Raw genomic sequence first — 12,273 nt, forward strand, 5'->3', positions numbered from 1 at the left:
CCGCGGACGTCACCGGCATCCCTGCCGGACCAGGTGCGGCGCCCGGGAGCCTGACGGGAGAAATGCCCGCATGCTCGAACCGACCGAACCCATCGAGGGTTCCGAACAGAACACTCCCAGCGACACCCTGCCGCCGCGTCGTCGGCGCCGTGCCGCGTCCAGGCCGGCGGGACCGCCGGTCGCCGCCGCCCCGGGCGGCGAGGAGGTCGTCGCTCCGGCCATACCGGCCGCGGAGGCGGAGGACCTCGTCACGGACGAGGAGGAGAAGCTCGACGAGAGCGTCGAGATCACCGAGAACGTCGAGACCACCGAGGCGGCTGCGCCTGCCGGGCGTCCGCGTCGGCGTGCGACGCGCCGGGCCTCCGCGCCTGCCGGGGCACCCGAGGCGGCCGAGGCCGCCGAGACCGTGGTGCCGGTGGTCGCCGAGGCACCCGCCGAGCCCGCGGCCGCGGAGAGCGCGCCTGCCGTCGAGGCCGAGGACACGGCTCCGCCCGCCGGACGTACACGTCGGCGCGCGACACGTCGGGTGTCCACCCCCGCTGATGCGCCCGTGGCCGCCGAGGCCGAGGCTCCGGTGACCGCCGAGACGCCTGCCGAGGCCGAGACCGCCGATGAGGCGCCCACCGCCGAGACCACCGCGCCCGCCGGGCGTACGCGTCGCCGGGCCTCCCGGCGTGCCGCCGCGCCCGCCGGTGCTCCGGAGGCCGCGGAGACCGTCGAGTCGCCTGCCGCCGCGGAGGTCGCCGAAACCGTCGAGCCGGTGGCCGCGGAAGCGCCCGCCGAGACCGCCGATGCCGAGGACGCCACCCCGCGTCGTTCCCGCCGCCGTGCCACGCGCCGCGTTTCCGCGCCTGCCGGTGCCCCCGAGGGTGAGGCCGCCGAGGCCACGCCGTCCGAGCCGGTTGCCGAGGCCCCCGCCGTGCAGGAACCCGCCACCGAAGCCCCCGCACCCGTCGCCGAGACCTCCGCCGAGGACGCCGCGCCGCGCCGTGCCCGTCGTCGGTCCGTTCGTCAGGCCGCCACCGGGTTCGCCGAGCCCGCGCGGCGCGCTCGCGTTGCCGAGGACGAGGACGAGGACGAGTCGGTGCGCCGGCCGGCGCGCCCCGCGGTCGCCGTGTTCCAGGCGCCCGTCTTCACCGAACCGCAGTTCCAGACCGCGCAGCGGGCCGCCGCAGAGGCCGCCGCCGAGGCGGAGACCGGGCAGGGCGAAGAACCGGTCGAGTCCGCCGAGCCGGTCGAGGAGATCGCCGAGGAGCAGAGCGGGCCGCGGCGCCGCCGCCGTCGTCGGGGTGCCGGTGACGAGCCCGAGGCGCGGGAGACCGCCGCCGAGACCGTCGTGGAGGAAGAAGAGACGGACGAGGCCGCCGACGAGGACTCCGCGGAGTCGGATGACGCCGAGGAGACCGGGTCGCGGCGTCGCCGTCGCCGCGGTGGCCGTCGCAGGCGCCGGGGCGAGTCGGCCGAGGCGTCCGGTGACGAGGACTCGGAGGACTCCGAGGAGCCCGCCGCCGGGCAGTCCGCCCAGGACGACGATGGTGCCGAGCAGGACGACGAGGACGACGAGGACGCCCGTTCGGACGAGTCCGGCGGCTCCAGCTCCAGCCGTCGTCGCCGTCGGCGCAGGCGTCGGGCCGGGGACTCCTCCGCGGACACCGAGCCCGATGACGGCGACCCCGAGCGGACCGTCGTCAAGGTGCGCGAGCCCCGTCCCGCGCGGGAAAGGGTTTCGGAGCCGTCCGACGAGGTGCAGTCCATCAAGGGCTCGACCCGTCTGGAGGCCAAGAAGCAGCGCCGCCGCGAGGGCCGTGAGCAGGGCCGCCGTCGGGTCCCGATCATCACCGAGGCCGAGTTCCTGGCCCGCCGCGAGGCCGTCGAGCGGGTGATGGTCGTCCGGCAGAGCGGTGAGCGCACGCAGATCGGCGTGCTCGAGGACGGTGTGCTCGTCGAGCACTACGTCAACAAGGAGCAGGCCACCTCGTACGTCGGCAACGTCTACCTGGGCAAGGTCCAGAACGTGCTGCCGTCGATGGAGGCCGCCTTCATCGACATCGGCAAGGGCCGCAACGCGGTGCTCTACGCCGGTGAGGTCAACTTCGAGGCGCTCGGCATGGCCAACGGGCCGCGCCGCATCGAGAGCGCGCTGAAGTCCGGTCAGTCGGTGCTGGTCCAGGTGACCAAGGACCCGATCGGCCACAAGGGCGCGCGGCTCACCAGCCAGGTCTCCCTCCCCGGGCGCTACCTCGTGTACGTCCCCGAGGGCTCGATGACCGGCATCAGCCGCAAGCTGCCCGACACCGAGCGCGCGCGTCTGAAGACCATCCTCAAGAAGATCGTCCCCGAGGACGCGGGCGTCATCGTGCGCACCGCCGCCGAGGGCGCGAGCGAGGACGAGCTGCGCCGCGATGTCGAGCGGCTGCAGGCGCAGTGGGAGGACATCCAGAAGAAGGCGAAGAGCGGCAACGCCCCGACGCTGCTCTACGGCGAGCCGGACATGACCGTCCGGGTCGTCCGCGACATCTTCAACGAGGACTTCACCAAGGTCGTCGTCAGCGGTGACGAGGGATGGGAGACCATCCACGGATACGTCTCGCACGTCGCGCCCGACCTGGCCGACCGGCTGTCGAAGTGGACCTCCGAGGTCGACGTCTTCGCCACGTACCGGATCGACGAGCAGCTCGCCAAGGCGCTGGACCGCAAGGTCTGGCTGCCCAGTGGCGGTTCGCTGGTGATCGACCGGACCGAGGCGATGGTCGTCGTCGATGTCAACACCGGCAAGTTCACCGGGCAGGGGGGCAACCTCGAGGAGACGGTCACCAGGAACAACCTGGAGGCGGCCGAGGAGATCGTGCGCCAGCTCAGGCTGCGCGACCTCGGCGGCATCATCGTCATCGACTTCATCGACATGGTCCTGGAGTCCAACCGGGATCTGGTGCTGCGGCGCCTGCTCGAGTGCCTGGGCCGGGACCGGACCAAGCACCAGGTCGCCGAGGTCACCTCGCTGGGCCTGGTCCAGATGACCCGCAAGCGGGTCGGCCAGGGCCTGCTGGAGTCCTTCTCCGAGACCTGCGTCCACTGCAACGGCCGCGGTGTCATCGTGCACATGGAGACGCCGACCTCCGCCGGTGGCGGCGGCAAGCGCAAGAAGCGCGGGCGCGGTGGTGACGGACACGAGCACGTCCACGAGGCCGTGGCCGCGGTAGAGGCTCCCGAGGCGCCCGAAGAGGTCGAGACCGAGGCCGAGCTCGCCGCCGAGGTGGCCGAGCCCATCGCGCTCACGCCGGCTGAGTTCGCCCCGGACGAGGAGCTGTACAGCAGCGTCGCCGAGGCGGAGGCCGCGGCCACGCGCGGGCGTGGCCGTCGCAGGGCGAGCCGCCGGGCGTCCGCTCCGGCCGGTGCCCCGAGGGGCGGCGGGTCGAGGAGGTCGGGCGGTGCCGAGGTGCCGGCCGACCAGGAGAGCCCGGTCCCCGAGGACGTCGAGGTGCCGACCGCTCAGGCCGTGCCGGCCGAGGTGGAGGCCGAGCGTCCCGTGCAGCCGGAGACGGCCGCCGAGGCACAGGCCGAGCCGGTCGCCGCGGAGGACCCCGTCGTGGAGGCCGTGTCCGCGAGCGAGCCCGCCGCCGACGAGGCCGCTCCCAAGGGCCGTACGCGCCGCCGGGCCACCCGGAGGGCATCGGCCCCGGCCGGTTCCCCGACGGGTGCCGAGGCCGCCGTGGTGACGGTCGCCGAGACCGCGCCGGTGGCCGAGCCGCAGGCCGAGCCGGCCCCGGCCGTGTCGGCCGAGCCCGAGGCGGTCGCCGAGAGCGCCGCCCCGGCCCGTCCGCGCCGTCGTGCCGTCCGCAAGGCCACCGCGCCCACCGCGTCCGAGGAGGCGGCCGTCGTGGTCGTGCCCTCGGCGGAGGCCCCGGCCGAGGCGGAGGCGCCCGTCGAGGCGGAAGCACCCGTCGACGAGGCGGCCCCGGCCAAGAAGACGGCCCGTAAGACGGCCAAGAAGGCCACGGCGAAGAAGGCCGCGACCAAGAAGGCCACCACCGCCAAGAAGACGGCCGCGAAGAAGACCGTGGCCAAGAAGACGACCGCGAAGAAGGCGGCGTCGAAGAAGACGGTGGCGGCCGAGCAGCAGTCGCCGCGGTCCGTCTCCACCCAGGCCGACGAGGCCTGACGGACGGTCACCGCATAGTTTCGGCCGTCTGAAGATCGAAATCCGCTCTTGGTTCGCCTAGGGCGGATTTCGTGATTCTGTGGGTATTGCGTCCGACAGAAAGTTGTCAACCGGTGATCGATCATGTGAATGGCTGGTGAATCCCGGGCCTGTCCCCAGGGTTATGATGTGAGCCGAGATTGACGCTTAATTTAGACAAATAGGGATTTTCGTGAAGGCTCTCGTGCTCTCCGGGGGAGCGGGCACCCGCCTCCGCCCGATCACCCACACGTCCGCCAAGCAGTTGGTGCCGGTCGCCAACAAGCCCGTGCTGTTCTACGGCCTGGAGGCGATCGCCGAGGCCGGGATCAGCGAGGTCGGCATCGTCGTCGGCGACACCGCGGACGAGATCCGTGAGGCGGTCGGTGACGGCTCCCAGTTCGGGATCAAGGTCACCTACATCCCGCAGGAAGCGCCGCTGGGCCTCGCCCACGCCGTCCTCATCGCGCAGGAGTTCCTCGGTGACGAGGACTTCGTCATGTACCTCGGCGACAACTTCATCGTCGGCGGCATCACCGGTCTGGTGGACGAGTTCCGCGCCGAGCGGCCCGAGGCGCAGATCCTGCTGACCCGGGTCCCCAACCCCACGTCCTTCGGTGTCGCCGAACTCGACGGCGACGGCCGGGTGGTGGGCCTGGAGGAGAAGCCGAAGCAGCCCAAGAGCGATCTGGCGCTCGTCGGCGTCTACCTCTTCACCCCGGCCATTCACGAGGCCGTCCGCTCCATCGAGCCGTCCTGGCGCGGCGAGCTGGAGATCACCCATGCGATCCAGTGGCTGATCGACCAGAAGCGTGACGTGCGTTCCACGACCATCTCCGGGTACTGGAAGGACACCGGCAACGTCACCGACATGCTGGAGGTCAACCGGTCGGTCCTGGAGACCGTCGACCCGGTGAACGAGGGCTCGGTCGACGAGAGCAGCGAGATCATCGGCCGGGTCCGGATCGAGGCGGGGGCCAGCATCCGTGGCAGCCGTATCGTCGGTCCTGCCATCATCGGTGCCGGCACGGTGGTCAACGACGCCTACATCGGTCCGTTCACGTCCGTCTCCGAGGACTGCCGGATCGAGGACAGCGAAATCGAGTACTCCATCGTGCTGCGCGGCTCGTCCGTGACCGGCGTGCGCCGTGTGGAGGCCTCGCTCATCGGACGTGACGTCGAGGTCACGCCCGCGCCCCGTAACCCCAAGGCACACCGGCTCGTGCTCGGTGATCACAGCAAGGTGCAGATCTCTTCATGACCACTCGGATTCTGGTGACCGGCGGTGCCGGCTTCATCGGCTCGCACTACGTCCGTACCGTGCTCGGCCCCGAGGGCCCCGGTGACATCGCCGTCACCGTCCTCGACAAGCTGACCTACGCGGGCAACCCGGCCAACCTCGACGAGGTGCGCGAGCACCCGGGCTTCGCCTTCGTGCAGGGCGACATCTGCGACCCCGAGCTGGTCGGCAAGCTGATGGCCGAGCACGACCAGGTCGTCCACTTCGCCGCCGAGTCGCACGTCGACCGTTCCATCGACGGCGGCGCGGAGTTCGTGCGCACCAACGTGGTCGGCACCCACACCCTCATCGACGCGGCCCACCGCGCGGGCATCAAGACCTTCGTGCACATCTCCACCGACGAGGTCTACGGCTCGATCGACGAGGGTTCCTGGCCCGAGACGCACCCGCTGGAGCCCAACTCGCCGTACTCCTCGGCGAAGGCGTCCAGCGACCTGATCGCGCTGTCGTACCACCGCACCCACGGCCTGGACGTGCGGGTGACCCGCTGCTCCAACAACTACGGGCACCACCACTTCCCCGAGAAGGTCATCCCGCTCTTCGTGACCAACCTTCTCGACGGCAAGAAGGTCCCGCTGTACGGCGACGGCGGCAACGTCCGCGACTGGCTGCACATCGACGACCACGTCCAGGGCATCGAGCTCGTGCGCACCAAGGGCCGCGCCGGCGAGGTCTACAACATCGGCGGCGGCACCGAGCTCTCCAACAAGGAGCTCACCGGTCTGCTGCTGAAGGCGTGCGGCGCCGACTGGGAGACCAGCGTCGAGTACGTCGAGGACCGCAAGGGCCACGACCGCCGCTACTCCGTCGACTGCACGAAGATCCGCGAGGAGCTCGGCTACGAGCCCCGCAAGAGCTTCGAGCAGGGCCTCGCCGAGACCGTGCAGTGGTACCGCGACAACCGCGCCTGGTGGGAGCCGCTGAAGGAGCGGGCCGCGCTGTGACCGACAACCGCACCTGGCTGGTCACGGGCGCGGGCGGCATGCTGGGCCAGGACGTCCTGGCCCGGCTCGCCCAGGCGGGGGAGCGGTATGTCGCTCTCGACCGCGCGGCGCTGGACCTCACCGACGCCGACGCCGTGAGCGCGGCGCTGGACGAGCACCGGCCCGCCGTGGTCGTCAACTGCGCCGCCTGGACGGCCGTCGACGACGCAGAGACCCGTGAGGACGAGGCGCTCGCGATCAACGGCGACGGGCCGGCCAACCTGGCCGCCGCCTGCGCCCGCACCGGGGCCGTTCTGCTGCACGTCTCCACGGACTACGTCTTCGCCGGGGACGCCCAGGAGCCGTACGCGGAGGACGCCCCCACCGCGCCCCGCAGCGCCTACGGCCGCACCAAGCTGGCCGGCGAGAAGGCCGTGCTCGGGATCGAGCGCGGGTACGTCGTCCGTACCGCCTGGCTCTACGGCACCGGCGGCCCCAACTTCGTCCGTACGATGATCAAGCTGGAGGGCGTCAAGGACACCCTCGACGTCGTCGACGACCAGCGCGGCCAGCCCACCTGGAGCGCCGATCTGGCGGGCCTGCTGGTCGAGCTGGGCCTCGGAGCCCTGGCCGGCACCGCCCCGGCCGGCGTCTACCACGGCACCAACTCCGGCGAGACCACCTGGCACGGCTTCACCCAGGAGATCTTCCGCCTGCTCGGCACCGACCCGGACCGGGTCCGCCCCACCACCAGCGACGCGTTCGTACGCCCCGCCCCCCGTCCCGCCTACAGCGTCCTCGGTCACGACCGGTTCGCCGAGGCCGGCATCGAGCCGCTGCGCGACTGGCGCACGGCTCTCACCGAGGCCTTCCCGGAGATCCACCGGGTCCATCTGAAGGAGAACACGGCGTGACGGTCAAGGTCAGCGTCGTCATCGCGGTCTACAACCCCGGCAAATACGTCGAGGACTGCATCACGGGCCTGCTGCGGCAGAGCCTCACCCCGGACGAGTTCGAGGTCTTCTTCGTCAACGACGGCTCCACCGACGAGACCCCGGCCCGGCTGGACCAGCTCGCCGCCGAGCACCCGCACTTCCACGTCATTCACCAGGAGTCCTCCGGCTGGTCGGGCAGGCCCCGCAACACCGGCATCGAGGCCGCCCAGGGCGAGTACGTCATGTTCGTCGACCACGACGACTGGCTCGGCGACGAGGCCCTTGAGCGGATGTACGACTACGGCAAGGCCAACGAGGCCGACGTCGTCGTGGGAAAGATGGCGGGCATCGGACGGCCGGTCCCGCAGGAGCTGTTCCGGGTGAACCGGCCGCGTGCCACCGTGTCCAACGCGCCGCTGATCGACAGCCTCACCCCGCACAAGATGTTCCGGCGGGAGTTCCTGAAGGAGCACGGGATCCGCTTCAAGGAGGGTCGCCGCCGGCTCGAGGACCACGTCTTCGTCGTGGAGACCTATCTGCGCGCGAAGAACGTCTCCGTCCTCGGCGACTACCTGTGCTACTACCACATCACCCGTGACGACGGCTCCAACGCCGGCTTCCAGCGCTTCGACCCGGTCGGTTACTTCGGCAACCTGCGCGAGGCCCTCGACGTCGTCGAGTCGCTGACCGAGCCCGGCGCGCTGCGCGACAAGCTGTTCAGCCGCTGGCTGCGCAACGAGATGGTCGAGCGGCTGCGCGGCAAGCGGCTGCTCAAGCTCCCCGAGGACTACGCCGAGGAGCTGTACACCGAGATCCACAAGGTGGTCACCGAGCGCTTCGGACCGGGTGTCGTCGCCCGTCTCGGCCTCACCCAGAAGGTCGTCGCCGGGCTGATCTTCGCCGACCGCTACCAGGACATCCGGACGCTCGCCGAGTGGGAGGCCGGGATCAAGCCCACCGGCGAGCTCACCTCGCTGGAGTGGCAGGACGGCACCCTGCGCGTCGGCTTCGACTCCGAACTGCACATCGGCGACGAGCCGATGACCTTCCGCCGCGAGGGCGGGCGTCTGCTGCTCGGTCTGCCGCTGCCCGACGAGGCTCTCAAGGCGCTCGACGACCAGGGCATCGCGCTGGACGCCCCGCTGGCCAAGAGCGACGTGGACCTGGTGGTCCGGCACCGCGAGGACGCCCGGCAGTTCTACCTCCCCGTCAAGAGCGAGCTGCACGAGGTCGCGGCCGGGGAGGGTGCCTTCCGGCAGCGGATCTCCGCCCGCGCCGAGCTCGACCCCGAGACCGCGGCCTCCGGCGCCCCGCTCGACAAGGGCATCTGGGATCTGCACCTCAGGATCAAGTCCTGCGGCTGGAGCAAGGAGACCCGGCTCGGCGCGGTGCGCGGCGCGGACGTCGAGGCCGGCCGGAGCGCCGCGCTCGTCGGTGACGCGGTCCGCCTGGTGCTGCCGTACTGGACCGACGGACCGGGCAACCTCTCGCTCGACGTCGACCAGCACACCGGCAAGCTGGAGGGCGAGGCGGTGGCCCGTATGGACCCGGCCGCGGCCTCGGTCGACGGCGCCACGGTCCGGCTCCCGCTGCCGCTGCACCACGCGGTGGACGGCGGCGAACCGGTCCAGCTCCGCTTCGAGCGCAAGAACGTCGGCAAGTACCCCGCGGACGCCACCGTCGCCGACGGGGCCCTCACCGCCGAACTGCCGCTGGAGCAGCTCACCGGCATGCGCTGGGCGGTCCGCGTCGGCGTACCGTCCGCCGCCCGCGGTGAGCGCAAGTGGACCCGGCTCCCGGTCGACGTGGTGGTCGCCGCCGACGGCACCGCCAAGGTGATCGACCGGCACACCCCGCCGGCCACGAAGAAGGCCGCTCCGAGCGCCCCGAAGAAGAAGGCGGCCGCGCCGCGCCCGCTGTGGCGCCGGGCCGCCGGGCGTATCAAGCGCGCCCTGACCAACCAGAAGAAGGGCTGAGACCCCCGCGATGCGACCCCTTTCGATCTCCGGTGCCTGGGTGTTCGAGCCGAAGGTCTTCCCCGACGGCCGGGGCAGTTTCCACGAGTGGTTCAAGGCCCCGGTCTTCGCGGAGGCCGCGGGCCACCCGCTCGGCCTGGCCCAGGCCAACATGTCCGTCTCCAGCCGGGGCACCCTGCGCGGCATCCACTTCGCCGACGTGCCGCCCGGGCAGGCCAAGTACGTCAAGTGCGTGCGCGGCGCGGTCCTCGACGTGATCGTGGACATCCGGACCGGCTCGCCGACCTTCGGCCAGTGGGAGATCGTCCGCCTGGACGACCAGGACCACCACGCCGTCTACCTCTCCGAGGGACTCGGCCACGGGTTCATGGCGCTCACCGACGACGCCACCGTGGTCTACCTCTGCTCGGAGGGGTACGCACCCGAGCGCGAGCACGGCGTCCACCCGCTCGACCCGGAGATCGGCATCGAGTGGCCCGAGGGGGTCGCCCCCCTGCTCTCTCCCAAGGACGAGCAGGCGCCCACCCTGGCCGAGGCCCGCGAGCAGGGGCTGCTGCCCTCCTACGAGGAGTGCGTGGCCTACCGGGAGAGCCTCGGCTCCTGACCCACAGGTGTGCACGAGGCGGGGCCCGGTTTGACCCGTTCGGCCGTGGCCCCGTAACCTAGACCGTCGGCGTGTCCACTGGTGACACGCCACATCCCCGTAAACCTCTTCCTCTCGGGTCTCTGTTCTGGCCGGGAGAGGCCGCTCGCTCTGCCGGGCGGCTGGACTGCGGGGGTGCCGTTCCCGAGCGAGAGAGTGAGATCCGCGTGTACGCCATCGTGCGCAGCGGTGGTCGCCAGCACAAGGTTGCTGTCGGCGACATCGTTGAGGTTGACAAGATTTCCACTGCCAAGGTTGGCGACACGGTCGAGCTCTCGACCCTGCTCGTTGTCGACGGCGAAGCTGTCACCAGCGACCCGTGGGTGCTGGCCGGCATCAAGGTCCAGGCCGAGGTCGTGGACCACCACAAGGGCGTCAAGATCGACATCCTTCGCTACAAGAACAAGACCGGCTACCGCCGTCGTCAGGGCCACCGCCAGCAGTACACGGCGATCAAGGTCACTGAGATCCCCGCGGCTGCGAAGTAAGGGACTGAGGAGAGATGGCACACAAGAAGGGCGCATCGTCCACCCGTAACGGTCGTGACTCCAACGCTCAGCGCCTCGGCGTGAAGCGTTACGGCGGTCAGGTCGTCAACGCGGGCGAGATCCTGGTCCGCCAGCGCGGCACCCACTTCCACCCCGGCGCGGGCGTCGGCCGTGGCGGCGACGACACGCTGTTCGCCCTCGAGGCCGGTTCGGTGCAGTTCGGCACCAGCCGTGGCCGCAAGGTCGTGAACATCGTTCCGGTCGCCTGATCGGAAACTTTCGCGAGGCGGACCTCACTTCCCTGGTGGGAAGGCGGGTCCGCCTTTCGCGTGTTAAGCCAGTAGTACTCGTGACGTTTTTGGAGGCACCGAACCATGACCACCTTCGTGGACCGCGTCGAACTGCATGTCGCCGCGGGTAACGGAGGTCACGGCTGTGCCTCCGTCCACCGTGAGAAGTTCAAGCCGCTCGGCGGCCCGGACGGCGGTAACGGCGGTCGTGGCGGTGACGTGATCCTCACCGTCGACCAGTCCGTCACCACGCTGCTCGACTACCACCACTCCCCGCACCGCAAGGCCACCAACGGCAAGCCCGGCGAGGGCGGCAACCGCTCCGGCAAGGACGGCCAGGACCTGGTCCTGCCGGTGCCGGACGGCACCGTCGTCCTCGACCGGCAGGGCAACGTCCTCGCCGACATGGTCGGGCACGGCACCTCCTACGTCGCCGCCCAGGGCGGCCGCGGGGGCCTCGGCAACGCGGCGCTGGCCTCCGCCCGCCGCAAGGCCCCCGGGTTCGCGCTGCTCGGCGTGCCCGGAGACCTCCAGGACATCGTCCTGGAGCTCAAGACCGTCGCCGACGTGGCGCTGGTCGGCTACCCGAGCGCGGGCAAGTCCTCGCTGATCTCGGTGCTGAGCGCGGCCAAGCCGAAGATCGCCGACTACCCCTTCACCACGCTGGTCCCGAACCTGGGCGTGGTGACCGCCGGCTCGACCGTCTACACCATCGCCGACGTGCCGGGCCTGATCCCGGGCGCCAGCCAGGGCAAGGGCCTGGGCCTGGAGTTCCTGCGGCACGTGGAGCGCTGCAGTGTCCTCGTGCACGTCCTGGACACCGCCACGCTGGAGTCCGACCGCGACCCGCTCTCCGACCTCGACATCATCGAGGCGGAGCTCCGGGAGTACGGCGGCCTCGACAACCGTCCCCGCATCGTCGTCCTGAACAAGATCGACGTACCGGACGGCAAGGACCTCGCCGAGATGGTGCGGCCGGATCTGGAGGCGCGCGGTTACCGCGTCTTCGAGGTGTCCGCCGTCGCACACACGGGGCTGAAGGAGCTGTCCTTCGGTCTCGCCGATCTGGTCGGCAAGGCGCGGGCCGCCAAGCCCAAGGAGGAGGCGACCCGGATCGTCATCCGGCCCAAGGCCGTGGACGACGCGGGCTTCACCGTGGTCCGCGAGGAGGACGGGCTGTACCGGGTGCGCGGCGAGAAGCCGGAACGCTGGGTGCGGCAGACCGACTTCAGCAACGACGAGGCCGTCGGTTACCTCGCCGACCGCCTCAACCGCCTCGGTGTGGAAGACCAGTTGATGAAGGCGGGCGCCCGCTCGGGCGACGGCGTCGCCATCGGCCCCGAGGACAACGCGGTCGTCTTCGACTGGGAGCCGACCGTCATGGCCGGTGCCGAGATGCTCGGCCGGCGTGGCGAGGACCACCGCTTCGAGGAACCCCGGCCGGCCGCCCAGCGCCGCCGCGACAAGCAGGCCGAACGGGACGAGGCGACCCAGGAGTTCGACGACTTCGAGCCGTTCTGAGTGAATGCCGGGCGACGTCC

The 12,273-nt window shown here is 71.1% G+C and carries 9 protein-coding genes; all 9 read left to right on the top strand.

The window, feature by feature from the left end:
- Nucleotides 1-70: 70 nt before the first annotated feature.
- The 9 genes from M2157_RS31500 to obgE all read left to right on the top strand — a co-directional run bounded on the left by M2157_RS31500 (nt 71) and on the right by obgE (nt 12,253).
- Nucleotides 71-4,159 carry an Rne/Rng family ribonuclease gene (locus M2157_RS31500; protein ID WP_280866876.1) on the top strand — a complete coding sequence of 1,363 codons (4,089 nt, stop codon included), beginning with the start codon at nt 71-73 and terminating at the stop codon, nt 4,157-4,159.
- 211 nt (nt 4,160-4,370) lie between these two features.
- Nucleotides 4,371-5,438, top strand: a complete 1,068-nt coding sequence (locus M2157_RS31505) for a glucose-1-phosphate thymidylyltransferase (RefSeq protein ID WP_280857602.1) — start codon at nt 4,371-4,373, stop codon at nt 5,436-5,438.
- Complete coding sequence (gene rfbB, locus M2157_RS31510; RefSeq protein ID WP_069758982.1) at nt 5,435-6,421, top strand: dTDP-glucose 4,6-dehydratase; 987 nt, start codon at nt 5,435-5,437, stop codon at nt 6,419-6,421. Before M2157_RS31505 ends, rfbB begins: the two co-directional genes overlap by 4 nt.
- Nucleotides 6,418-7,314, top strand: a complete 897-nt coding sequence (gene rfbD / locus M2157_RS31515; RefSeq protein ID WP_280857601.1) for a dTDP-4-dehydrorhamnose reductase — start codon at nt 6,418-6,420, stop codon at nt 7,312-7,314. Before rfbB ends, rfbD begins: the two co-directional genes overlap by 4 nt.
- Nucleotides 7,311-9,311, top strand: a complete 2,001-nt coding sequence (locus tag M2157_RS31520) for a glycosyltransferase (protein WP_280866877.1) — start codon at nt 7,311-7,313, stop codon at nt 9,309-9,311. The genes rfbD and M2157_RS31520 overlap by 4 nt, the downstream gene beginning before the upstream one ends.
- A gap of 10 nt (nt 9,312-9,321) precedes the next feature.
- The gene (gene rfbC, locus M2157_RS31525; protein WP_280866878.1) at nt 9,322-9,915 is read left to right on the top strand and encodes a dTDP-4-dehydrorhamnose 3,5-epimerase; all 594 of its coding nucleotides are present in this window, start codon (nt 9,322-9,324) and stop codon (nt 9,913-9,915) included.
- A 206-nt stretch (nt 9,916-10,121) separates the two neighbouring features.
- Entirely contained in the window at nt 10,122-10,442 is a 321-nt protein-coding gene (rplU, locus tag M2157_RS31530) for a 50S ribosomal protein L21 (RefSeq protein WP_030601628.1), read from the top strand.
- 14 nt (nt 10,443-10,456) lie between these two features.
- Nucleotides 10,457-10,711 carry a 50S ribosomal protein L27 gene (rpmA, locus tag M2157_RS31535; protein ID WP_266564724.1) on the top strand — a complete coding sequence of 85 codons (255 nt, stop codon included), beginning with the start codon at nt 10,457-10,459 and terminating at the stop codon, nt 10,709-10,711.
- 105 nt (nt 10,712-10,816) lie between these two features.
- Nucleotides 10,817-12,253, top strand: coding sequence for a GTPase ObgE (obgE, locus tag M2157_RS31540; RefSeq protein WP_280857598.1), 1,437 nt, complete (start codon nt 10,817-10,819; stop codon nt 12,251-12,253).
- Nucleotides 12,254-12,273: the final 20 nt, after the last annotated feature.

The sequence above is a fragment of the Streptomyces sp. SAI-127 genome (assembly GCF_029894425.1).
GTDB lineage: Bacteria > Actinomycetota > Actinomycetes > Streptomycetales > Streptomycetaceae > Streptomyces.

Coding starts and splice junctions, on each gene's coding strand:
- M2157_RS31500 (WP_280866876.1), top strand. CDS start 71: ATGCTCGAACCGACCGAACCCATCGAGGGTTCCGAACAGAACACTCCC.
- rfbB (WP_069758982.1), top strand. CDS start 5,435: ATGACCACTCGGATTCTGGTGACCGGCGGTGCCGGCTTCATCGGCTCG.
- rfbC (WP_280866878.1), top strand. CDS start 9,322: ATGCGACCCCTTTCGATCTCCGGTGCCTGGGTGTTCGAGCCGAAGGTC.
- obgE (WP_280857598.1), top strand. CDS start 10,817: ATGACCACCTTCGTGGACCGCGTCGAACTGCATGTCGCCGCGGGTAAC.
- rpmA (WP_266564724.1), top strand. CDS start 10,457: ATGGCACACAAGAAGGGCGCATCGTCCACCCGTAACGGTCGTGACTCC.